This window comes from Bradyrhizobium sp. USDA 3650 (genome assembly GCF_054057395.1).
On the sequence record NZ_JBSRZG010000001.1, the window covers coordinates 1,946,747 to 1,968,558 of the forward strand.

General features: G+C 64.0%; 19 protein-coding genes and 2 pseudogenes. 9 read left to right on the forward strand and 12 right to left on the reverse strand.

Features of this window, described 5'->3' with window-relative positions:
* Positions 1 to 38 precede the first annotated feature (38 nt).
* The 4 genes and pseudogenes from ACVIN2_RS09235 to ACVIN2_RS09250 form a co-directional block, all read right to left on the reverse strand.
* Positions 39 to 1,359: pseudogene (locus ACVIN2_RS09235) on the reverse strand (TRAP transporter large permease).
* A complete protein-coding gene (locus ACVIN2_RS09240) occupies positions 1,356 to 1,871 on the reverse strand; it encodes a TRAP transporter small permease (protein ID WP_456765374.1) in 516 nt (171 codons plus the stop codon). The pseudogene ACVIN2_RS09235 and the gene ACVIN2_RS09240 overlap by 4 nt, the downstream one beginning before the upstream one ends.
* Positions 1,872 to 1,955: 84 nt before the next feature.
* A complete protein-coding gene (locus tag ACVIN2_RS09245; protein ID WP_456765375.1) occupies positions 1,956 to 2,954 on the reverse strand; it encodes a TRAP transporter substrate-binding protein in 999 nt (332 codons plus the stop codon).
* A 375-nt stretch (positions 2,955 to 3,329) separates the two neighbouring features.
* Positions 3,330 to 3,563, reverse strand: a complete 234-nt coding sequence (locus ACVIN2_RS09250; RefSeq protein ID WP_247360044.1) for a hypothetical protein — start codon at positions 3,561 to 3,563, stop codon at positions 3,330 to 3,332.
* 138 nt (positions 3,564 to 3,701) lie between these two features.
* Here ACVIN2_RS09250 and ACVIN2_RS09255 point away from each other — a divergent pair, with 138 nt between their 5' ends.
* From ACVIN2_RS09255 to ACVIN2_RS09265, 3 genes are all read left to right on the forward strand, one after another.
* The gene (locus ACVIN2_RS09255) at positions 3,702 to 4,046 is read left to right on the forward strand and encodes a DUF1236 domain-containing protein (protein ID WP_456765376.1); all 345 of its coding nucleotides are present in this window, start codon (positions 3,702 to 3,704) and stop codon (positions 4,044 to 4,046) included.
* A 347-nt stretch (positions 4,047 to 4,393) separates the two neighbouring features.
* Entirely contained in the window at positions 4,394 to 5,851 is a 1,458-nt protein-coding gene (locus ACVIN2_RS09260; RefSeq protein WP_456769681.1) for a sensor histidine kinase, read from the forward strand.
* Positions 5,852 to 5,864: 13 nt separating this feature from the next.
* On the forward strand, positions 5,865 to 7,001 hold the full coding sequence (locus ACVIN2_RS09265; protein WP_456765377.1) for a mandelate racemase/muconate lactonizing enzyme family protein: 1,137 nt from the start codon (positions 5,865 to 5,867) through the stop codon (positions 6,999 to 7,001).
* Here ACVIN2_RS09265 and ACVIN2_RS09270 read toward each other — a convergent pair.
* Together ACVIN2_RS09270 and ACVIN2_RS09275 are read right to left on the reverse strand one after the other, a co-directional pair.
* Complete coding sequence (locus tag ACVIN2_RS09270) at positions 6,998 to 7,729, reverse strand: cytochrome c biogenesis CcdA family protein (RefSeq protein WP_456765378.1); 732 nt, start codon at positions 7,727 to 7,729, stop codon at positions 6,998 to 7,000. The two genes, ACVIN2_RS09265 and ACVIN2_RS09270, sit on opposite strands and share 4 nt — an antisense overlap.
* A 206-nt stretch (positions 7,730 to 7,935) precedes the next feature.
* Positions 7,936 to 8,202: a hypothetical protein gene (locus ACVIN2_RS09275; protein WP_007593979.1), complete on the reverse strand. Its 267-nt coding sequence runs from the start codon at positions 8,200 to 8,202 to the stop codon at positions 7,936 to 7,938.
* Positions 8,203 to 8,722: 520 nt separating this feature from the next.
* Between ACVIN2_RS09275 and ACVIN2_RS09280 the strand changes: the two genes are divergently transcribed.
* The 5 genes from ACVIN2_RS09280 (at position 8,723) to ACVIN2_RS09300 (ending at position 13,254) form a co-directional block, all read left to right on the forward strand.
* Positions 8,723 to 9,769, forward strand: a complete 1,047-nt coding sequence (locus ACVIN2_RS09280; RefSeq protein WP_456765379.1) for a LysR family transcriptional regulator — start codon at positions 8,723 to 8,725, stop codon at positions 9,767 to 9,769.
* 29 nt (positions 9,770 to 9,798) lie between these two features.
* Positions 9,799 to 10,170 (forward strand): helix-turn-helix domain-containing protein, encoded by a 372-nt coding sequence (locus ACVIN2_RS09285; protein WP_026233304.1) that lies wholly within the window; start codon positions 9,799 to 9,801, stop codon positions 10,168 to 10,170.
* 372 nt (positions 10,171 to 10,542) lie between these two features.
* Entirely contained in the window at positions 10,543 to 11,892 is a 1,350-nt protein-coding gene (locus ACVIN2_RS09290) for a L,D-transpeptidase family protein (protein ID WP_456765380.1), read from the forward strand.
* Positions 11,893 to 12,003: 111 nt separating this feature from the next.
* The gene (locus ACVIN2_RS09295; RefSeq protein ID WP_456765381.1) at positions 12,004 to 12,825 is read left to right on the forward strand and encodes an enoyl-CoA hydratase; all 822 of its coding nucleotides are present in this window, start codon (positions 12,004 to 12,006) and stop codon (positions 12,823 to 12,825) included.
* A 144-nt stretch (positions 12,826 to 12,969) separates the two neighbouring features.
* Positions 12,970 to 13,254 (forward strand): hypothetical protein, encoded by a 285-nt coding sequence (locus tag ACVIN2_RS09300; RefSeq protein WP_456765382.1) that lies wholly within the window; start codon positions 12,970 to 12,972, stop codon positions 13,252 to 13,254.
* Between the two features lie 33 nt (positions 13,255 to 13,287).
* Here ACVIN2_RS09300 and ACVIN2_RS09305 read toward each other — a convergent pair whose 3' ends face one another.
* The 3 genes and pseudogenes from ACVIN2_RS09305 to ACVIN2_RS09315 all read right to left on the reverse strand — a co-directional run bounded on the left by ACVIN2_RS09305 (position 13,288) and on the right by ACVIN2_RS09315 (position 16,927).
* Positions 13,288 to 14,367 carry an isocitrate/isopropylmalate dehydrogenase family protein gene (locus ACVIN2_RS09305; protein ID WP_456765383.1) on the reverse strand — a complete coding sequence of 360 codons (1,080 nt, stop codon included), beginning with the start codon at positions 14,365 to 14,367 and terminating at the stop codon, positions 13,288 to 13,290.
* A gap of 135 nt (positions 14,368 to 14,502) precedes the next feature.
* Positions 14,503 to 15,570, reverse strand: a complete 1,068-nt coding sequence (locus ACVIN2_RS09310) for an alcohol dehydrogenase (protein ID WP_456765384.1) — start codon at positions 15,568 to 15,570, stop codon at positions 14,503 to 14,505.
* A 159-nt stretch (positions 15,571 to 15,729) separates the two neighbouring features.
* Positions 15,730 to 16,927 (reverse strand): annotated as a pseudogene (locus tag ACVIN2_RS09315) (CaiB/BaiF CoA transferase family protein).
* A 196-nt stretch (positions 16,928 to 17,123) separates the two neighbouring features.
* On the opposite strand from ACVIN2_RS09315, the gene glgA reads away from it, so the two are divergent.
* Positions 17,124 to 18,539 carry a glycogen synthase GlgA gene (glgA, locus tag ACVIN2_RS09320; protein ID WP_456765385.1) on the forward strand — a complete coding sequence of 472 codons (1,416 nt, stop codon included), beginning with the start codon at positions 17,124 to 17,126 and terminating at the stop codon, positions 18,537 to 18,539.
* 127 nt (positions 18,540 to 18,666) lie between these two features.
* Here the strand turns inward: glgA and ACVIN2_RS09325 are convergent, their stop codons facing one another.
* The 3 genes from ACVIN2_RS09325 to ACVIN2_RS09335 all read right to left on the reverse strand — a co-directional run bounded on the left by ACVIN2_RS09325 (position 18,667) and on the right by ACVIN2_RS09335 (position 21,742).
* Positions 18,667 to 19,617 (reverse strand): oxygenase MpaB family protein, encoded by a 951-nt coding sequence (locus tag ACVIN2_RS09325; protein ID WP_456765386.1) that lies wholly within the window; start codon positions 19,615 to 19,617, stop codon positions 18,667 to 18,669.
* A gap of 94 nt (positions 19,618 to 19,711) precedes the next feature.
* Positions 19,712 to 20,857: a patatin-like phospholipase family protein gene (locus ACVIN2_RS09330; RefSeq protein ID WP_456765387.1), complete on the reverse strand. Its 1,146-nt coding sequence runs from the start codon at positions 20,855 to 20,857 to the stop codon at positions 19,712 to 19,714.
* A gap of 69 nt (positions 20,858 to 20,926) precedes the next feature.
* Complete coding sequence (locus tag ACVIN2_RS09335; protein WP_354163356.1) at positions 20,927 to 21,742, reverse strand: 3-hydroxybutyrate dehydrogenase; 816 nt, start codon at positions 21,740 to 21,742, stop codon at positions 20,927 to 20,929.
* Positions 21,743 to 21,812: the final 70 nt, after the last annotated feature.

Below are 21,812 nucleotides of genomic sequence, written 5' to 3' on the forward strand. Positions count from 1 at the left end.
CGATCCCGCGGCATCAGAGCCGCGGGATCAAGCCCCGCTCATTTCAACATCTCCGGCACGATCAGGCGCGGCAGGAACAGGGAAACGCTGGGCCAAATGATGAGTGCCGCCAGCACGAGCAGCATGGGGATCAGCATGATCACCGTGTCCTTCAGCGCATAGCGCAGCCGCACCCCGGCGATCGAGCAGGCGATCATCAAGCACAGGCCATAAGGGGGCGTCACCAACCCGAAGGCCAGCGAGACGATCGAGATGATCGCAAACTGCACCGGATGAAGGTCAACCGATTTCGCCAGCGGTTCGAGAACGGTACCGACGATGATGATCGCCGGAATGGCGTCGAGGAAGCAGCCCACCACCAGAAAGCAGAGCGCAATGAAGAAGCCGGCCCCGATCGCGCCCATGCCCCAGGTCGAGACGTTGGCCAGCAGCTCCTGCGGGATCCTGTAGTAGGCCAGCAGCCAGCCGAACGCGCTCGCGGTGCCCACGCAGAACAGCGCGACACCCGCGAGACGGCCGGTGTCGAGCAAAGCCCTGTAGAGTTCGCGCGCGCCGGTTTCACGGTAAAAGAATGTCGATAGCGCCACGGAATAAAGCACCGCGACGCAGGCGGACTCCGTTGCGGTGAACCACCCCAGCAGGATGCCGCCGACGATGATGAACGGCGTCAGCAGCGCCGGTATCGAGCGCCAGATGGCGCAGCACATCTCCCTCCAGGTGTCCTTCGGATAGGTCGGGTAACCTCGTCGCACGGCATAGATATGCACTGTCGCCATCTGCGCTCCCGCGATCAGCAATCCCGGCACGATGCCCGCGAGATACATCGCGGCGATCGAGGTCGAGATCAGCCCGCCCCCACACGATCATCAGGATCGAGGGCGGGATGATGACGGCGAGCACGGCCGAGACCGCGGTGATGGCGATGGAGAACGAGAGGTCGTAACCCTCCTTGGTCTGGGCATCGATGAAGATCTTGGACTGGCTCGCCGCGTCCGCGGTGGAGGAGCCGGAGATGCCGGCAAAGAACACCGACAGCACGACGTTGATCTGCGCCAGCGACCCCGGCCAGTGCCCCACCATCGAGCGGGACAGCGCGACCAGCCGGTCGGTGATGCCGCCGATGCTCATCAAATTGGCGGTGAGCAGGAAGAACGGTACCGCCAACAGGATGAACGAATTGTAGGCGTTGAAGGTTTCCTGCGCGAGCGTCATCAGCGACAGATGCGGCTCGATCAGCAGGATCGGCACGCAGGCAAGGCCAAGCGCGAAGGCGACCGGCACGCGTATGATGAGCAGGCCAACGAAAGTCCCGAACAGGACCATCGCGGCCTGTCCGGCAGAAAGAACATTACCGCTCATTGATTGGCCCCAACCAGAATCCGCATCTCGTCGACAATCTGTTCACCGGCGAACACGATCCAGGTCACGCCGGCAACCGGCCAGGCGACGTGGATCAGCCAAAGCGGCAGGTCGGCCAGCTCCGAAGTCCTGTTCCAGGCAAAGCGGGTGAACTCGATGCCGGCGGATACGAACACCAGCGCCAACGCCAGCACGCCGAGCCGCGCAAGAATCCGCACCATGGCTTCGCTTCGGCGTGACAGGTCAGGCCAGACGTCGACTTCAAAATGCTGCGACTCTCTGATGCCGACCATGGCGCCGATCATGATCGTCCAGATGAACATGAACCGTGCCATTTCCTCGGTCCAGATGTAGGACGGAATCAAAGGCGTGTAGCGCGAGATGATCTGCAACGTGACCGGAATGACCAGAAGGCCGACAGAGGCGGCGAGCAGGATTTCCAGCAGTTTTGCATAGGCCGCCGTTGCTCGGCGCCATGGCGACGGGTTCGGTGGCATCGATATTTCGGTCATTACGACTCCGGGGGATCACAATCACGCAATGGGGCAAGCCGTCCGGCTTGCCCCGACGTCCTGTCGCGTGGGCGGCGAGAGTTCTCAGACCACGTTGATCTTCTCGAAAATGCCTTCCGCGCCGATTTCCTTGGCGTAGGTGGCCATCACGGGGTCGGCGAGCTTCTTCATGGCGTCCCGCTCCTCGAAGGGAACGCGCTTGAGCTTGCCGGCCTTCTCCAGCGTGTCGAGCTTGACGACCTCTTCGCTCGACTCCAGTTGACGACCATAGTCGCCGGCCTCCTTGCCGGCCTTCATGATCGCGTCCTGCAAGTCCTTGGGCAAGGTCTTCAGCGTCTTCACCGAGAAGCAGATCGGCCGTATCGACACAGCGTGCTGGGTCAGGTTGAGATGCGGAGCCACTTCGTAGAACTTCATCGCCTCGACGCCGGCCGCCTCGTTCTCGCCGGCCGCTATCACGCCGTTCTGGATCGCGTTGTAGATTTCGTTATAGGCGATCACCGTCGGGCTCATGCCCACGGCCGCAAAGGTCTTGGACCAGATCGGCGCGCCCTGTACGCGCACCTTGAGTCCCCTAAGGTCGGCAAGAGTCTTGAGCGGCTTGTTGGCGAAGATGTTGCGGATGCCACCGCCGGAATAGCCGATCAGAACGACCTCGGCCTTGGCCGCGACTTCGTCGGCGATCGGCGCCAGGATATTGGCTTCGACGACCTTGTTCATGTGCTCGATGCCCTTGAACACGAAGGGCGCGTCGATGAACGGGGCCGCCTTGGCGAAGGTCGACATGTGAGCCGGCGAGACGATGCCGTAATCGACGGCCTTGCCCTGCGACATGTACTCGAAATACTGCTTTTCGAGGCCGAGCGAGGAGTTCCTGTGCAGCGTGAAGTTGACAGGCTTGCCGTAGTACTTCTTGACCAGCTCTTCGAACCGGAGCAGGGCCCTGTTGAAAGCGTGGTCGTCGTTGAACTGGACCGCGCCGTTCAGCGTGATCGGCGACTGCGCCCGGACGATCGACGGCATGCCAATCGCGGCCGCCGCAGTGGTCGCGCTGATCCCAGCGAGAAATGATCTTCGCTTCATCGTCTCCCCTCCCTTTTTGATGCTCCGGCCCTGTCGCCGGGCCGTGAGCGCAGCCGGTATGCGGCTTGCGAGAGGGAAGCGTATGGAAAACGTCGCCGGGACGGAAGTCATTTCGCGTGCGTGGGAGGTCCTCTTCGTCGCAGGGCCACCCTTTTTTCTTTTCGCGAACTGCTGCACTGCAACTTGCTGCGCGGCAACTGGGGGCCTTCGACCCTCGCAGGCGACAGACGGCTTGCGGGCCTGTGCGCTGCACACACAGACCCGCTCGCCTTCCACTGCCGCTCAGTGCATGTGGCCGATCAGGTAAATGCCGCCGCCGATCACCAGCACGGCCGGCACGGCCCAGAGAATCAGAACTGGCATTTGTCATCCTCCTCAGTTCGACGTGCAGACCTTGACGGTCTTCATGCCGGTTTCAGCCTCGGTGCGCGACTTGTAGATCGTGCCTGACGGGCTGACGACGGTCATGGACGTGTCGGTCGGCTTCTTGTCGACGATCGTGCACTTCTTGGTCTTGACGTCCTGCACGACGTAGAACTCGTCGGCGGCGAACGCCGGCAGGGATATTGCGGCAAGCATCAGTGCTGCAGTTACTATCTTCAACTTCATTTGTCGTCCTCCTCCAGAGCCCGAGCCGTTCAGCCCGGTCAACTACAAACGGGAAAAAGCGGCAATTTGTTCCCTGAGCCGGGAACGCAGTCAGTGATGAGGGGTTGTTGCGGCGCATATTCAAACGAGGAGAACGAGATGAAGAAGTTGTTCCTGCTTTCCGCCGCCGCGGTCCTGATGTCGACCAGTGCTTTCGCGCAATCGACCGTCGTGACGACGACCGGGACCGGCCACGCGGCGGCCGTTCAGATCGAGCCGCAATACCGAACCAAGATCAAATCCTACGTCACCGAGCACCGCATTCGCCCGGTGACGACGAAGGAAAAGATCGTTGTTGGCGCGGCCGTGCCGGGCGATGTCGAGCTCGAGGCCGTTCCCGCAGACTGGGGTCCGTCGCTGACCAAGTATCGCTACGTCTACTCCGGCGATCGCGTGATGCTCGTGGATCCCGGCTCGCGCACGGTCGTTCAGGAAATTGATTGATCCAGGTGTAAGGGGGGCCGCCTCGAAGGCGGCCTCCCTCTCTGGGAGTTGACGTTATGAAATCATATCGAGAGGCCCGGATCGCCGGGCTCAGCCTGGCGGCCGTGTACGCCATGTGCCTGCTGCTGACCGCAATCAGCATGAGCTGAGGCGCAGCCGCCGACTGCGCTGCAAATCTTGTCCCTGGGCGGGCTCGTCCGGACGCGAAAATTATGGCGCGGCGCAAATCCCGCCCTTATGGTCTCCCAAAATCATAAATCCGGCGCTCCCTTGCGCTGGAACCGGGACGCCTGCGTTTGTCAAAGCTCACTTTGCCGGTCCGGCTCGCTCTTCTGGTCACGGGAACGATGTTGCCGCTGATCGTCTTCGCGGTCGGTATTGCCGTTTACAATTACAAGCAGGACCGCAACGACGCGACCCGCCGCGTGCTGGAGAACGTGCGCAGCATGCGCCTCGTGCTGGATTCCGAGGTGCAGCGGATGACCGGCGGCCTGCAAGTGCTTGCGCTGACGAATTCGCTGCGCAACGACGACTTCCAGAACTTCCGCCGCATCGCCCTCGGCTTCGTGGACCAGTACGGCAAGGGCGGCCTGGTGCTGATCTCCGATCGCAAGGGCCGACTGTTGTTCTCCTCCGCGACGGACGACACCGCCAGCCTGCAGCCACGCGGCCACCTGGAGATCATCGAAAAGGTGTTTGCGACCAAGTCGCCGCAGTATTCCGACCTGTTCACCGGCGCGATCAACAGCCGGCAGGTGCTCACGGTCGAGGTTCCGGTGCTCCGCGACGGCGAAGTGATCTACGACCTCTGCTTCAGCCCGCCGGTCAGCATCTTTCAGGATCTGGTCGAGAAGCAACGGCCCGACCGGGAGTGGACGGTTTCCCTGCTCGACACCAGGGCCATCGTGTTCGCGCGCACGCCGAACCCTACGGAGACGTTCGGCAAACGGGCTACCGGCACACTGTATGAGAGTATGTTGCGCACGCCGGAGGCCGCGCTCTCGACGGTTTCGCTCGACGGTATTGCGTTGTCCACCGTCTATACGAGGTCGCGGCTCACCGGCTGGACCATCGTGGCCGGCGTCGCCGAGAGCTCGCTGATCGCGCCGCTCTGGCGCAACATCGCGATCACCAGTTTTATCGGCGGCATCCTGCTGCTGACCGGCCTGACCTTCGCGGTCAGGATGGCGACCACGATCGCGCGCGGCGAAATGCTGCACGATCTCCTGATCGACGAACTCAACCATCGCGTCAAGAACACGCTCGCCTTGATGCAGGCGATCGCGGTGCAGACCTTCCGCAGCGCCAGCCGGGACGAGCGGACGAAGTTCGAGGGTCGGCTCGGCGCGCTGGCCGAGGCGCATAATTTGCTCAGCCAGGAGAAATGGGCAGGCTCCGAGCTACGGGACGTGATCACCCGCGCGCTCCAGCCGTTCCTGCTGAACAATCCAGAGCGCATCCGCATGGCCGGACCCGCGGTGCCGCTGTCGCCGCGGCTCGCCGTGGTGCTGTCTATGATCGTGCACGAGATCGCCACCAACGCTGCAAAATACGGTGCGCTGTCCAACGAGACCGGCCGGGTGACGCTGGAGTGGGAGGTCCTTGCCGAGGCGCCGAAGCCGCGGCTGCGCCTGATCTGGACCGAGATCGGCGGACCGCCGGTGACGGCGCCGGTGCAACGCGGCTTCGGCTCGCGCCTGATCGAGCGCAGCGCGCGCGACCAGCTCGGCGGCGAGGCCACGGTCGACTTCCTGCCCCGCGGCGTGGTCTGCACGGTGATTTGCGCGCTGGACGAGGCGCGATGAACGGAGGCCGGCCATGAAGATCACAAGGGTTCGCACGCACATTCTCGAAGCAAAGCTGTCGCAGCCCTTTGCCTATTCGCGCGCCTGGTACGACACGCGCACCGCGATGCTGGTCGAGATCGAGACCGACAATGGTCTTGTCGGATGGGGTGAATGCTACGGCCCGGCGCGCATCACGGCGGCGGTGGTGCAGAGTATCGCTCCGTGGCTGATCGGCGAGGATCCATTGAGCACCGACGTGCTGTGGCAGATGGTCTACGCGCGCCTGCGGGATCACGGCCAGAAGGGCGTCGTGATCCAGGGGCTGAGCGGCATCGACATCGCGTTATGGGACATCAAGGGCAAGCATTTTGGCGTGCCCGTGCACCAGCTTCTCGGCGGCGCCGCGCGCAAGGAGGTTGCGGCCTATGCGACCGGTCTCTACCGGCGCGAGTCAGGCGATCCGCTGACCTATCTGCCGGAGGAAGCTGCGGGTTATGCCGTCGAAGGATTCCGCGCCGTGAAGCTGAAGGTCGGTTTCGGCATCGCCGAGGATGCCGCGGTCACCCGCGCGGTGCGCGAGGCGATCGGTCCCGATGTCGCGCTGATGGTCGATGCGAACCACGCCTATGACGCTGTCGCGGCGATCCGGCTCGGCCGCCTGATCGAGCGCCATGACATCGGATGGTTCGAGGAGCCGGTGCCGCCGGAGGACGTCGCGGGCTATCGCGCGGTGAAATCCGCGCTCACGATTCCGGTCGCCGGCGGCGAGTGCGAATTCACGCGCTTCGGCTTCCGCGATTTGTTCGCCGCGCATGCGCTCGACATCGCCCAGCCCGACACCTGCGCGGCGGGTGGTCTTTCCGAATGCAAGAAGATCGCCGACATGAGCGAGGCGTTCGGCATCCGCTACAATCCGCACGTCTGGGGCACTGGGATTGCGATCGCGGCCTCGCTTCAGCTCCTCGCGGTGCTGCCGTCGCACACGCCGACCTCGCTGGCCCCGCTCGAACCGATGCTTGAGTTCGACCGCACCGAACATCCGATCCGGCAGGCGATCCTCAAACAACCGATCGAGCACAAGAACGGCATCGTGCAGGTGCCAGATAGTCCAGGTCTCGGGATCGAGATCGATCGCGAGGCGCTGGCGCGGTTTGCGGCGGAGGCCTAACCGATCGTCTGCAACGCCGGAAACGTCTCCAGCAGCCAGATGCTCACATTCGAGACCGCGCCGGTGAGGAAGCCGATGCCGGTGATCACCATCAGGACGCCCATGGCGCGCTCGACATTGACGAGATGGCCCTTCATGCGCGCGAACAGGGTCGAAAATTGCTCGATCATGAGAGCGGCGATCAGGAAGGGGATGCCGAGGCCGGCCGAATAGACCGCGAGCAGGCCGGCGCCTTTCGTCACCGTCGCTTCGGCGGCGGCGACCGAGAGGATCGCGGCGAGGATCGGGCCGATGCAGGGCGTCCAGCCAAAGGCAAAGGCGAGCCCCATCACATAAGCACCCCAGAGGCCGACGGGCTTGGGCGCGGTCAAGCGTCCCTCGCGCATCAAGATGCCGATACGCGTCAGGCCGAGGAAATGCAGGCCCATGACGATGATGACGATGCCGGCGAGGATCGAGAGTTCGGCCGACCAGGCGCGGATCAGCCCGCCGATCAGCGAGGCGCTGGCGCCGAGCGCCACGAACACCGTGGAGAAGCCGAGCACGAACAGGAGCGCCGACATCATGATCGCGCGTTTCGAGACTGATGCGGGCTCGTTGCTTTCGACATGCTCGATCGTCGCGCCCGTCAGATAGATCAGGTAGGGCGGGACCAGCGGCAGGACGCAAGGGGAGAGGAAGCTGACGAGGCCGGCAATCAGCGCCGCCGGGATCGAAACATTTTGCATGATGCAGTCGGAGCCATCTCAGGCGCCGGCGCGGCGCGCGGGGAGTGCGCGCGGCCCGGAGCCGAACCGGCTCTGGTGTAGCCGATGCCAGCGAATGCGCAACAGAGGCGCACAAAACCAGGGCTCCTCCCGATGCCGTCTGTGATCACAGATGCGGCATCGGGACACGCACAAATCTCGCCAAAAAGCGAGACTTGGCGGCGCGGCTACTTCACCACGCGGAGCAGCGGACGCCGGGGCTGGTCCTGCGTCTGCTTGGAGGGGGGCTGCGGTTCGTTGGTCGCGGTCCGCAGCATTTCGTCGCACAGTGCCTTGAGGTCGGCACTGTCAATTCCTTTGAGTTTCATCCGCACGTCCAGGATGACAATGGACAGCAGCTCGGCCGACTCGCGGCTGTTGCTCTCGTTGAGCACCCTGCGGCACTCTTCGAGCGTTTCCAGCACCGACTGCAACTGTTCGTCTGAATGCGACACCGGCGTTCTTCCCGCTAATTCGGCCTGTGAGACGTGGTTGTGACGACCTCTTTGGCCCCCATGGAGCGTCGAGGATAACACGAGGCCGCTGCGCCCCCGAATATGATTTCAGTGTGTTGATGCCTAGAAACCGGGGTTCCGGCGAGCATTGCTTCGCGTCGCGGGCCAGCGTCGACTCGCTCAGTCGCAAAACGCTCAATCTTAAAACGCTCAATCTTAAAACGCCTAGCGTGCAGCAATTGATCCATCGCAGAAGGCGGCACCGGCTCTTGCGCAAGGACGTTCATTGCGGACAGCGCCGACGATCCCGCAGCCATGTCACGGCCCACAACGGAACTCACGCCACACCCCTCATACGGGCGATGGTTTGCCCGATTCCCAGCCCTTGTTCCCGCCCTGGCAGCACCCGAATACCACCTGCGGCGTAGTAAGGATGACGTTCAAAACTCGTCATTCCCCAACCCGCCGTGGTTGTGGTTTGCCCCAGATTCTGCCAGTTTAGCGACCCGAAGGGACTTGTATGCACTCCTTGGCGGAAAGGGGCGTTCCTCTGGAGGAACGCCCAAAGACAAACATCAGCGGCCTGTCGGACTGGGATGCGGCGCGCATTTTCCTGGAAGTCGTCCGATGCGGAAGTTTCCGCTCGGCGGCCGAGCGCCTGTCGCTGTCGATCAACGCCGTCCGCCGCCGGATCGATGATTTCGAACGCCAGACCGGCACCACCCTGTTCACCCGCGACGTCCACGGCACCCGCCTGACCGACGAAGGCGCGCTGGTGGTCTCCGCCGTCGAGCAAATGGAGGCGGCCGCGTTCGACGTGCTGCGCACCAGCGATTCGACGACGAACGCCCTGGCCGGCGAGGTCCGCGTCGCCATCACCGAGGGACTTGGCACATTCTGGCTCGCCCCGCGACTGGTCGAATTCCAGCAGGCGTATCCGAAGATCCTGGTCGATTTGCATTGCGCGATGCGTTCGGCCGACGTCTCTCGCCACGAGGCCGACGTCGCCATTCACCTGTCGCGGCCTGCGGCGCTCGACGTCAAGCTGGTGCGGCTCGGCCGCATGCATCTGATGTTCTGGGCCTCCGAGAAATACATTTCGAAATATGGCGCGCCGCGTTCGGCGATGGAGTTGATCAAGCATCGCCTGGTGCTGCAGTTCGCCGACCAGCTCGATGCCAAGCAAACTTTCGAGAGCTTCTTCCCCGGCGTTCCGGAGCGTGACCTGCTGGTCATGAAGACCAACGTCTCGAGCGCCAATTACTGGGCGGTCGCGAATGGTGCCGGAATCGGCGTATTCCCGAGCTACGCCGTTGCGCTTGGCGGGAGGTTGATTCCACTGGAAGTCGAGCTGAACAGATCGCTGGATATCTGGTTGTCCTACCATCCTGGTAGCGGCCGGATTCCGCGCGTGCGGCACATGATTGACTGGCTGATCGAAGCCTTCAATCCGGCGCGTTTCCCGTGGTTTAAGGAAGAGTTCGTGCACCCGCATGAATTCAAGGACGAGTATATGGGCGAACCCCTGACCCAGCTCTTCGGGGGGTTTTCAACCGAAGACCGATGAGAAAAAAGATGAAGACAGCGGCGAAGAGAATGAAGCAGCGCAGTGCCGGCAAGCCGGACATTGAGCTGGGCAAGCGAATCCGTCTGCGGCGCGTCGAGATGAAGGTCTCGCAGGCCGAGCTCGGCGAGAAGCTCGGCGTCAGTTTCCAGCAGGTCCAGAAGTACGAGAAGGGCGTCAATCGCGTCGGCGCGGCCCGGCTTCAGCAGATCGCCACCGCCCTCGATGTGCCCGTGACCTTCTTCTATGACGGCGACAACAAGGCACGCGAAGTCGAGAGCCTGCTCTTCCTGGACTCGGCCTTCAGCCTCCGCCTGCTGCGCGCCTACAGCAAGATCAAGGACCAGACGGTGCAGCGTCAGCTCGTCTCGCTGATGGAATCGATCGCAGCGAACGAAGCCTGAGCCGATCGGCTTTCGCGCCTTTCCGCCCGATGTTCAATCCGCCGCGTCACGGGGCGCGGCTGGATTGGACGAGCCCGGACGAGATATATCCGGCCCGCGCTTGCGCGGACTTCTCGGGGCGGCATGACCGCCCCTTTTTGTTGACCATTTTTCCCGCCGTCGCCCGCGGTTTTCGCGAACCCATTCCGGCCCTGTCGCGACCCAATCCAGAGACCGCCGTCCGACGTGCCGGGCTCGCGGATCAGCCGTGCTTAAGGGAGCCGCAACCGGGAGGCGCTAGCCTCCCGCCGATTCTCGAATCAGCACGACGAACCGGGAATTTCCGATGCGAAGCGCCCGCCCGGGCCTCGCTCTCAGGGGAAGATGGGACACATGTCGAAACGCCATGCGATGATCATTGCCGTCGGCATGCTTGCGAGCGCCTCTGCGCTTGCTCAGACCGAGACCATTGGACAGGCCGGGCCCAAGCCGGCGACTGCGGCCGGCACGGTGCCGGCCGCCGCCAATCCGGCCCACGCAGCCGCACCGAAAACTGCCGCGCCAGCGTCCGCTTCGACGGCAGAGAGCCGCTCGGCCGCGGCGCTCGCGCTGACGCACGAGCCGACCTATGACGAGGGCTCCGCCCAGCGCATCAAGGATGCGGCGCTGAGCTATTCCGATTTGGCCGTGCGCGGCGGCTGGCCGGCGATCCCGGCCGACGCGAAATTCGCGCCCGGCGCCGAGGGCGCCAACGACGATCTCCTGCGCAAGCGGCTGATCGTCTCCGGCGATCTTTCCGCCGACAAGGCGAGCGGCGCCTTCGACCAGGATCTCGCCGACGCCGTGAAACGCTTCCAGGCCCGCCACGGCCTCGCGCCGACCGGAACGATGACGCCGCGCACGATTGCGGCGATGAACGTGCCGGTGCAGAAGCGCATCCGGCAGCTGGAGGCTTCGCTCCAGCGGCTTGAGAACATGAATTTCGGCTTCGGCCAGCGCTACGTCGTGGTCAACATCCCCGCCGCCTTCGCCGAAGCGGTCGAGAACGACGTCGTGGTGCGGCGCTATCGCGTGATCGTCGGCAAGACCGAAAAGCCCTCCCCGACGCTAACGACCCAGATCAGCAGCGTCGTCCTCAATCCGACCTGGACGGTGCCCTCCTCGATCGCCAAGACCGAGATCTCCGCGCATATGCGCAAGGATCCCACCTATCTGTCGCGCATGCACATGGAGGTGCTCGACGCCCACGACAATCCGATCGACCCGAATTCGGTCGACTGGTCGGGCACGCACACGCCGAATTTCACCGTGCGCCAGCACAACGGCACGTTCAACGCGCTTGGCGCGGTCAAGATCGACATGCCGAATTCCTATTCGGTCTACATGCACGACACCAACCAGCGCAATCTGTTCAGCGATGATTACCGCTTCGATTCCCATGGCTGCTCGCGCGTCGACAATGTGCGCGATCTCGCCGCCTGGCTCTTGAAGGACCAGCCGAAATGGAGTCGCGCCGCGATCGATGCGGAAATCGCCAGCGGCCAGCATCTCGAGGTCGCCATGGCGAAGAAGGTGCCGGTGGCCTGGATCTACCTCACGGCGTGGATGACCAAAGACCAGACCGTCCAGTTCCGCAACGACGTCTATAACCAGGACGAGCAGCTGCTGGAGGCGACCGCCGAAGAGGCGGCCTTCTTCAGCAATGCCGGCAGTCATCCGCTGACCGCGCATATGACGAGATAGATGGCGCCATGCAATCGCGGCACAGGTGACTGCAAAGCCACGTCCGTTGCCGCGGTTGACCCTGGCCTCGCCCCGGCCGAACATTGCGCCTCGCCAACGAGAATGAGCGCGATGTCCGATATGTCCAGCACGACCGAAATTCCCTACGCCGACGGCAAGATCCTCAAGCACACAGCCGGTGGCGTCGGCGTGATCACCTTCAGCAATCCCGACAAGCGCAACGCGATGTCGCTGGAGATGTGGGAGGGATTTGGCGAGGCGCTGACAGCCTTACGCGACGACGCGGCCGTGCGCGTCGTGATCCTGCGCGGCGCCGGCGGCAAGGCCTTCGTGTCGGGCGCCGACATCAGCCAGTTCGAGAAGACGCGCCACAACGCCGCCGCTTCCGAGGAATATGGCAAACGCAGCGCCGCCCAGCGCGCGCTGCTCGCCGACTATCCCAAGCCGACGATCGCCTGCATCCAGGGCTTTTGTCTTGGCGGCGGCATGCAGGTGGCAATGCTGGCCGACATCCGCATCGCCTCCCATGGCAGCCAGTTCGGCATTCCCGCGGCGAAGCTCGGCATCGCCTATGGCTACGACGGCTTGAAGCACCTGGTGTCGCTGGTCGGACCGTCCTGGGCCCGACTCCTGATGTATACGGGCATGCGCATCGATGCGTCGGAAGCGCTGCGCATCGGGTTGGTCGAGCGCGTGGTTCCGGAGGATCAGCTCTGGGGCGAGACCATGGCCATCGCCGAAACGATCTCGCAAAATGCGCCACTCGCGATCAAGGCCGCCAAGCTCACCATTGCGCAGGTGCTGAAGGACGAAAGCGCGCGCGACATGGAGGCAATCAGCGCCGTCGGCACGGCCTGCATGGACAGCGCCGACTTTCGCGAGGGCCGTCAGGCCTTCATGGAGAAGCGCAAGCCGCAGTTCCAGGGACGGTGATTCCGTTATTGCCACGAAGCGCAGCAACGACGGCAGCCAACGTGAACATGCATTCAGGAAGATTAAATTCCCACGCCCCTGCAACACCATAGCAACCAGCTGATTTGCTGGAAGTTCTCTCGCCATCAAACGAGGGAGATTGCGATGAAACTCAAATTAGCTGTTGTTGGTCTGGCTGCCCTGGGCGGCGCAGCGCTCATATCGGGACAGGCACTCGCAGCGATGCCGAACGGCATTCCGCAGGCCGACCGTATCGCGAGCGGCCCGGCAGCCAACGTCGATCAGGTGCGCTGGGTCTGCAACCCCTGGGGGCGCTGCTTCTGGCGTCCGAATTATTACGGTGCCTACGGCTTTTACGGCGGCCCGCGACGCTTCTACGGCGGGCGTCCGTGGGGCTGGGGCGGCCACCGCCACTGGCGTCGCTGGTGAATTGCGAGGGGCCGCGAGGCCCCTCTTCCTTGACTACAGCGCCGCGAGCACCGCCTTCGTAATATCGGCGGTGCCGTTGCTGCCGCCGAACTCCATCGGCTTGAGGCCGCCGGCGTAGACCTTGTCCACGGCGCGCTCGATTTGCTCGCCGGCCTCGGCCGCGCCCTCGACACCGTGCTTGTCGGCGAGCCAATCCAGCATCATTGCAGCCGACAAGATCATCCCCGTGGGATTGGCCTTGCCCTGCCCCATGATGTCGGGCGCGGTGCCGTGGCACGGCTGGAACACGGCGTATTTGTCACCGATGTCGGCCGACGGCGCCATGCCGAGGCCGCCGATCAGGCTCGCGGTGATGTCGGAGACGATGTCGCCGAACATGTTCTCCATCACCATCACGTCGAAATCCCAGGGACGCTTCACCAGCATCGCCGAGCAGGCATCGACATAGAGCCGGTCGGTCTTCACCTCGGGATGACGCTTGGCGATCTCGTCGAAGATGCCGCGGAAGAACGCAAAGGCCTTGAACACGTTCGCCTTGTCGACGCAGGCCAGCATCCCCGGCTTGCCGCGCGCCTTGCGCCGCTCGGCGAGGCGAAACGAGAACTCGAACAGGCGCTCGGACGTCTTGCGCGTGATCACCATGGTCTCGCGCGCCTCCTCGTGGGTGACGACGCCCTTGCCCATCGAGGCGAACAGGCCTTCGGTGGACTCCCTGATCACGACGAGATCGATGCCGCGCTGGTCGGCGCCGACGATCGGGCTCGGCACGCCCGGAATGAGCCGCGCCGGGCGCACACCGGCATAGAGATCGAAGATGAAGCGCAGCTCGATCTGCGGCGCGATCTCGGTATTGTCGGGATAGCGCACCGACGGCAGGCCGCAGGCGCCGAGCAGGATCGCGTCCGCATCCTCGCACAGCTTGATGGTGGTATCGGGCATCGACTTGCCGGCGGCGAGATAGTGATTGGCGCCCGCCGGCGCCTCGGTGAAGCGGAAGCTCAAGCCGGATTTCGTCTCGATCTTGCGCAGGACTTCGATGGCCGGCGCCATGACTTCGGGACCGATGCCGTCACCGGCGAGCACGGCAATGTGGAAGGCGTTATTTGCGGACATGGGAGTTCCTAGATGACGAAAGGTGTGGCCTCGTCATTGCGAGGAGCTCTTGCGACGAAGCAATCCAGACTGTGTCCGCGGAGGGATTTCTGGATTGCTTCGCTACGCTCGCAATGACGGAGGATGGAGCGGAAGTTACGGCGTCAGCACCGTGCGGCCGACCACCGCGCCCTGCTGCAACTGCACCAGCGCGTCGTTGGCTTTGGAAAGCGGCTGCCGCGTCACCGGGATCGGCGCTATGTTCTTCGCGCGCACGAGATCGAGCAGCTCCTGCGTCTCGCGCAAATTGCCGACATAGCTGCCCTGGATCGTCACCGCCTTGATCGGAATCAGCGGCAGCGCCCAGGTCGCCCCGCCGCCGAACAGGCCGACGATCACGAGCTTGCCGCCTTTCGTCAGGCAGTCGAAGCCAAGCTGCGTGGTGGCGGCGTTGCCGACCAGATCGAGCACGGCGCGGATGGGACCACCGGCTTTCTTGGCAAGCTGCTCCATCGCGTCGGGCGCCTTGGGATCGACGGTCGCGAGCGCGCCGGCTTGCTCCGCGGCTTCGCGTTTCTTCGCATCGATGTCGACCATGATCGCGCCCTTGCCGCCCATGGCCTTCAGCAGCGACAGCGCCATCAGGCCAAGTCCGCCGGCACCGAACATCACGATCGGCGTGTCGAAGTGCTGCTCGAGCTTCTTCAGCGCGCTGTAGGTCGTGACGCCCGAGCAGGCGTAGGGTGCGGCCGATGCGGGATCGAGGCCTCTCAGATTGAGCAAATAGCGCGGATGCGGCACCAGCATGTGGTCGGAATAGCCACCATCGCAATAGACGCCGAGCGAGCGCGGCGTCAGGCACATGTTCTCATCGCCGGCGAGACAGGTCGCGCATTTGCCGCAACCGATCCAGGGATAGACGAGGCCGACATCGCCGATCTTCACGTCGCCCTGGTCCGACGACTTCACGTCCGGACCGAAGGCGAGGACCTCGCCGACGGTCTCGTGCCCCATGGTCAGCGGCAAATTGATGCCGCGATCCTTCAGCGAAAGCGGCTTGCGGCCGTGGCCGAGATCGTAGCCGCCTTCCCAGATGTGGAGGTCGCTATGGCAGACGCCGGCGGCCTTCACCTTGATCAACACCTGCGTGCCGGACGGCTGCGGCGTGGCCTCGTCGAACTCCTGCAGCGGCGCCTTGAAATCGGCGACCTTGAAACTTTTCATTGGCGTCCTCCCGGATACTTTTTTGTCGCCGCCACCATGCCACGGGCGGCAAGACGAGACAAACTCGACCCTGTCTAGTTGAGGCTGACGGATGATGGCAAGCCGGCCACGCGCAAAGCCGCATTGCTCGCTGCACGAAGCTGTCCGTCAACCTTGCCGTCAGCTTTGCGCTGCTGTTTTGGCCAACGGAATTGGTCCACCGTCGGTGAGCCCGATTTCCGCGCGCAGCCGGTCGGTATGCTCGCCAAGCACGGCCATCGTCTTGCCCGGTGTCGTATCGGCACCGGTCATCCGGAACGGCAGATTGAGGACCTGGAATGAACCGCCTTCATCCTCGACAGACGAGAGCGCCTGACGATGCGCGAGCTGCGGATCGGCCAGAGCTTCGGACACAGTGCGGTAGGCCGAGGCCGGCACGCCGGCCGCACCTAGCGCGACAAGACAGGCATCGGTCGAGAGCTGCCGCGACCAGGCCTCGACACCGTCCATCAAGTCGGCCCAATGGTCGCGACGCGCGGCGTAGGTGGAGAAGCGCGGATCGGAGATCCATTCGGGGCGGCCGATCACGCCCATCAGGCCCTGAAACGTCTTCTCGCTGGCAACCGTGATCATGACATAACCGCTCGCCGTCTCGGTCGGCCCGAACATCGGGCGCGGCGGCGGCTTCACGGTGAACTGCGAGTTCTGCAACTCGATCAATGTCAGCGTCAGCATCGATTCCAGCATGGAGACGTCGATGTGCTGGCCGAGCCCAGTCACCGTGCGCTGGTAGAGCGCCGACGCGATCGCGCCGAACCCGTAGGTGCCGGTGACGACGTCGGCATGGTAGATGCCGCAATAATCCGGGCGGCTGCGGCCGGGCTGGTAGGCGAGATGCGCCATGTCGTAGCCGGATGCCGCATGGATCACCGGCGCGTAGGCCGGCAGCTCGGCCGACGGGCCGCTCTGGCCGTAGCCGGAGATCGAGCAGTAGATCAGCTTCGGGTTGACGGCGCGCATTCTGTCATAGTCGAGCCGCAGCCGGTGCATCACGCCGGGGCGGAAGTTCTCGACCAGGATGTCGGCGGTCGCGGCCAGCCGGCGGACCGCCTCCTTGCCGTCCTCGGACTTGAGGTCGAGCACGACGCTCTTCTTCCCGACATTGAGCTGGCCGAACACGGTGCTGCAGCCCTTGCGCAGCGGTGGCCGGGTTCGCATCGTCTCGCCGCCGTCGGTCTCGATCTTGATGACCTCGGCGCCCATGTCCGCTAGCATCCGCGCACAATGGGGGACCGGCAATGGTGGTCGAAAAATCCAGGACCCTGAGGCCGGCGAAGGCCTTTGTCGTCGTCCCCTCATGCTTATCTGATAGCTGCATGCCTGCTTGCGTCCTTGAGTCACTTAGGAACTTATCGAAGTTCTCTGTTGTTCGTGCGCCGACCCTAGAGGGCGGCGGCTGAGTAGGAAAGTCTTTACCGAACAGACGCGTCTGGCGGGCGGCCTTGGGAATTCCAGGGGCAACTGGACCCGTTCTTGCATAGCAGCAATCGGGCTCCGGCAGAGGGCAGCAGTTCTTGAGGGTCTTGTTCGTTACGACAGAGATGGACGACTTTGTCCGCGTCGGCGGACTTGGAGCCGTTTCCGCTGCACTCCCCCGAGCGCTTCGTCCTTTCGCCGACATCCGGGTCATGCTGCCCGGCTATCGCGACATCATCGAACAACTCACGCATATTCAGATCGTTGGCCGCTGTCCGGCGTTCGCGGAGATGCCGGCCTGCTCGCTCGGCCGCGCCGCGACCAAGGACGGCCTGCCGGTCTATGTCCTGTTGTGCTCGCAACTCTACGACCGGCCCGGCAACCCCTATGGCGACGAGTCCGGGCGCGACTGGCCCGACAACGACATCCGTTTCGCGCGCTTTGCCTCGGCCGCCGCTGAGCTCGCGATGGGCACGCTGGACAAGGATTGGGCAGCAGACCTGATCCATGCCAATGACTGGCAGGCTTCGCTCGTGCCGGCCTACCTCGCCTGGCGCGGCTCCAAGCTGCCGTCGATCCTGACCATTCACAACCTCGCCTACCAGGGCCTCTTCCCGAAGGACTCGCTGCGGCGGATCGGCGCACCGGAGAGCTCCTTCCACATCGACGGCGTCGAGTTCTACGACCAGCTCTCCTTCCTCAAGGCCGGGCTGGTCTACGCATCGCATCTCACCACGGTCAGTGGCACCTACGCGCGGGAGATCACCACGGATGAATTCGGCTGCGGTCTCGAAGGCCTGCTTCGAGTCCGCTCCGACGCGGCCGAGCTCACCGGCATCCTCAACGGCATCGACGAGAGCTGGGACCCCCGTTCCTGCGCTCAGCTTGCCCAGCAATTCGGCGCCGGCGACTGGGTCGGCAAGAAGGCCAATGCGGACTATGTGCGCAAGCAGTTCGGGCTTGCGGTATCGCGCGGTCCGATGTTCGGCATCGTCGCCCGGCTGGTGCACCAGAAGGGCATCGACCTCGTGCTGGCGGCGGCCGACGAGATCGTCGATGCCGGCGGGCAGATCGTGGTCACCGGCTCCGGCGAGCCGGCGCTCGAGCAGGCGCTGATCGACGCGCATCGCCGGCGCCCTGACGCGATCGGGGTCGTCATCGGCTTCAACGAGGCCCAGGCGCGCCGCATCTTCGCCGGTAGCGACTTCACATTGATGCCGTCACGCTTCGAGCCCTGCGGGCTTAGCCAGATGTACGCCCAGCGCTTCGGCTCGCTGCCGATCGGCCACCAGACCGGCGGCCTCGCCGAGACCATTACCGACGGCGAAACCGGCTTCCTGTTCTCAAAACCCTCGCACGAATCCTTCCTCGGCGGCGTCCGCCGCGCCTTCTCCGCCTTCGTGGCGCAAGACCAGCTCGACACCATGCGTCGCAGTGCGATGGGACGCTCGTTCTCCTGGAGCATCCCGGCCGGCAGCTACAACGCGCTGTACCGGAAGCTGGCGGCGGTGTGAGGCCTGCGTTTCCTCGTCATTGCGAGCGCAGCGAAACAATCCAGACTGTTTCCGTGGCAGCAGCCTGGATTGCTTCGTCGCAAGAGCTCCTCGCAATGACGGTGGTTTGTGGCAACGGCGGAGGACTTCACCCCTTCCCGCGCTGATCCATCTGCGACCGTCCGATCCAGGCACGGTTGAGGCATCGCGTCATCCAGTCCGGCTGCGGCTCGCCGCGCAGCCTCGCCTGCGCTTCCTGGTAGGGACCGACATAGCGCAGCCGGTCTGGCAATCTTGGATAGACCCGCCGTATCCATCGCAGCGCGTTCTCGACGGATCTGGTGTCACGCTCATCAAGCTCGAACCCGAATCCCACACGCAGGCGTTCCGGCAGCAGGCTTGCCGTGAGCGCGCGATACCAGCGCGGCGGACGCAACCACGGGCGCGCTCCACCAAAGATCTGCGCGGCGATCTCGCGCGCCGCCGGACTGACAGTCAGCGTATCCGATTGCGTCATTGCAGCGGTGTAGGCCGCAAAGCCGGACCAGTCCGTCGGCAGATCGTGCGCCGTCAATCCGAACAGAGCACCGAACAAACGACTCTCGGTCCAGTAGCGTTCGCGTTCCTCCGCCGAGAGCGGTGGCAAAACCAGATCATGCGCCATCAGCGCGGTCTCGACCAGCGTCGCATGAACCCAGCGCAGCGACGGGATGTCGTTGGCACAGTAGCGTGAGCCTGCCGCGAACGGACCGACAGTCTCCGGCATCTCGCCGACGATCATGCTGTGGCGCCGGTGCAATTGCCGCGACGACAACAGCGCGCGGTCAAGCGAGCCGAACACCATGGCAAAGACAATGTCGAAGGTGCGGTGAAATCGTCCGATCGGATCAGTGAAGGTTTTCGAATGCTCGGCGATGGCGGCGGCGACCCAGGGATGCGCCAGCTGCAGCAACAGCGCACGACCGGCACCGAGAAAGATCACGGCCTCCCGGTCGATCTGCCAGGTCACCGTGTCAGGGCCGAACACGCCGGCAACCGGTCCTGCCATATCAGCACGAACCTGATCGAGGGCAGATTCCAGATCTCTCTCAGCGACCAATTGCAAGGCCTCGCGACGAAGACAGCGGGCGACAATAACCCGGACCGCCTTCCCCTGAAATCGTCACTGCGAGAAACAATGACGGACGAAGCCCTCACTCCGCCGCAATCGGCATGATGTCCATATGTTCGTGCAGCACCACGCCCGCGAGGGGATCGAACTCGCCAACCCACGGCCTTCGCTCCAGCACTGACTTGGTGTGCGAATAGCCGGCATCCCAGCGCCGCATGATGCCGGACGGACTGAAGTCGATATCCTTGGTGTGGTTCTCGCGGTCGAGCTGCGGCGCAAGCAGGCGCACGACATGCATCCTGGTCGGGCAGCCATAGCCAGTCAATTCCCTCACCGCCGGATCGCTGCGCTCGCTCTCGGGCAGTCGCGCGGCGAGCTGGCTGATGACGTGGCGCAGGCGATGGGTTTGCTGCTGGCGCGTGATCTGGCTCGCGATCCGGCTGGAATATTGCACATCCTTGTGCCGGTTCAGCACCTCCGCCATCGTGGTCGGCTCGGCGCCGACGGGATTCCACAAATGCACAGCGAAGATCAGCGAATTCTTGCGCGGATTGTCGTCGAAGACCGCCTCGGTCGGCGTGTTCGACAGAATGCCGCCGTCCCAATAGAGCTCGCCGTCGATGCGCACGGCCGGAAACGCCGGCGGCAGCGCGCCCGAAGCCATGACATGCTTCACCGTCAGCTCGCCGTCGCGGCTGTCGAAATAGCGCATCTGGCTGCTGCGGACGTGGGCGGCACCGACCGTCAACCGTGGCGCGCAGCGATTGATCCGGCCGAAATCGACGAGCTCGAGCAGCGTCCGCTCCAGCGGCGCCGTCGAATAGAAGCCGGCGTGATCGGCTCCGAGTGGATAGGAATCGCCCGCATGCGCCAATGGATTGGGACGGAAGAAGCCGGGAATGCCGTGGGTCACGGTCGACCAATAGGCGAGCTTGTCGTTGAAGCCAGGAAACGCGGTGCGCAGATTCCAGACCGGATTCTGCTCCATCCGTTTCCAGAACTCCTTCAAACGCTGCAGCCGCTGGTCGGGCGCGTTACCCGCAATGAGGCAGGCGTTGATGGCGCCGATCGAGGTGCCGATGATCCAGTCCGGCTCGATGCCGGCCTCGTGCAGCGCCTGGTACACCCCGGCCTGATAGGACCCGAGCGCACCGCCACCCTGAAGCACCAGCACCACCTGGCCGGGCAGATCCTTCGACACGCTGGTATCGCGCTTCACACCGTTCATATCCTGCTCCCTGAGAGCCCGTATCCTTGCCATGTTCGTTCCTCGCGATCGTTTGTTACGCACTCGCCTTCAATGCGCGGTCCAGCCTCCGTCGACGGGCAGCGCAATCCCGGTGATCGTGGCCGCCGCATCGGTGGACAGAAATACACTGAGCGCACCGAGCTCCTCGACGGTCGAGAAGCGCTTGTTCGGCTGTTGCGCCAGCAGCACGTCACGGATCACCTGGTCGCGCGAGATTCCGTGCGCCTTGGCCTGCCCATCGATCTGCGCCTCGACCAACGGCGTATAGACATAGCCTGGACAGATCGCGTTGCAGGTAATGCCCTCTTCTGCCGTCTCCAGCGCGGTCACCTTGGTGAGCCCGACGATGCCGTGCTTGGCGGCGACATAGGCCGCCTTGAACGGCGAGCCGACGAGACCATGCGCGGAGGCGATGTTGATGATCCGGCCGAACCCGTTCTGTCGCATTGCGGGCAGCGCGAGCCGAGTGGTGTGGAAGGCCGACGACAGATTGATCGCAAGGATCTGGTCCCATTTCTCGACCGGAAACTGCTCCAGCGGCGCAACGTGCTGGATGCCGGCATTGTTGATCAGGATATCCAGCCGGCCGGCCTGCGCGACCGTCGCCGCGATCATCTCGGCGATCGAATTCGGCCTGGTCATGTCGGCCGGCGAAAAGCTTGCCTTGACGCCAAACTCTGCCGCGATCTGCTCGCGCGTCCGGTCGAGCTCGGCCGCCACACCCAGGCCGTTCAGCACGATGTCGGCGCCGGCCGCGGCAAGCGCCCGCGCGATACCGAGGCCGATGCCACTGGTTGAGCCCGTGACCAGGGCAACCTTGCCTGCGAGCGCCCGGGCGGCGGACGTCTGCGGCTTGACGGACATATTCACTGGCAAAATCCTCCAACATGACGACTGGTGTTGAGCCGACTCTGAGGGATCGCCCGGTCTCATG

Coding starts and splice junctions, on each gene's coding strand:
- ACVIN2_RS09240 (WP_456765374.1), bottom strand. CDS start 1,871: ATGACCGAAATATCGATGCCACCGAACCCGTCGCCATGGCGCCGAGCA.
- ACVIN2_RS09245 (WP_456765375.1), bottom strand. CDS start 2,954: ATGAAGCGAAGATCATTTCTCGCTGGGATCAGCGCGACCACTGCGGCG.
- ACVIN2_RS09250 (WP_247360044.1), bottom strand. CDS start 3,563: ATGAAGTTGAAGATAGTAACTGCAGCACTGATGCTTGCCGCAATATCC.
- ACVIN2_RS09255 (WP_456765376.1), top strand. CDS start 3,702: ATGAAGAAGTTGTTCCTGCTTTCCGCCGCCGCGGTCCTGATGTCGACC.
- ACVIN2_RS09260 (WP_456769681.1), top strand. CDS start 4,394: ATGTTGCCGCTGATCGTCTTCGCGGTCGGTATTGCCGTTTACAATTAC.
- ACVIN2_RS09265 (WP_456765377.1), top strand. CDS start 5,865: ATGAAGATCACAAGGGTTCGCACGCACATTCTCGAAGCAAAGCTGTCG.
- ACVIN2_RS09270 (WP_456765378.1), bottom strand. CDS start 7,729: ATGCAAAATGTTTCGATCCCGGCGGCGCTGATTGCCGGCCTCGTCAGC.
- ACVIN2_RS09280 (WP_456765379.1), top strand. CDS start 8,723: ATGCACTCCTTGGCGGAAAGGGGCGTTCCTCTGGAGGAACGCCCAAAG.
- ACVIN2_RS09285 (WP_026233304.1), top strand. CDS start 9,799: ATGAAGCAGCGCAGTGCCGGCAAGCCGGACATTGAGCTGGGCAAGCGA.
- ACVIN2_RS09290 (WP_456765380.1), top strand. CDS start 10,543: ATGTCGAAACGCCATGCGATGATCATTGCCGTCGGCATGCTTGCGAGC.
- ACVIN2_RS09295 (WP_456765381.1), top strand. CDS start 12,004: ATGTCCGATATGTCCAGCACGACCGAAATTCCCTACGCCGACGGCAAG.
- ACVIN2_RS09300 (WP_456765382.1), top strand. CDS start 12,970: ATGAAACTCAAATTAGCTGTTGTTGGTCTGGCTGCCCTGGGCGGCGCA.
- ACVIN2_RS09305 (WP_456765383.1), bottom strand. CDS start 14,367: ATGTCCGCAAATAACGCCTTCCACATTGCCGTGCTCGCCGGTGACGGC.
- ACVIN2_RS09310 (WP_456765384.1), bottom strand. CDS start 15,570: ATGAAAAGTTTCAAGGTCGCCGATTTCAAGGCGCCGCTGCAGGAGTTC.
- ACVIN2_RS09330 (WP_456765387.1), bottom strand. CDS start 20,857: ATGAACGGTGTGAAGCGCGATACCAGCGTGTCGAAGGATCTGCCCGGC.
- ACVIN2_RS09335 (WP_354163356.1), bottom strand. CDS start 21,742: ATGTCCGTCAAGCCGCAGACGTCCGCCGCCCGGGCGCTCGCAGGCAAG.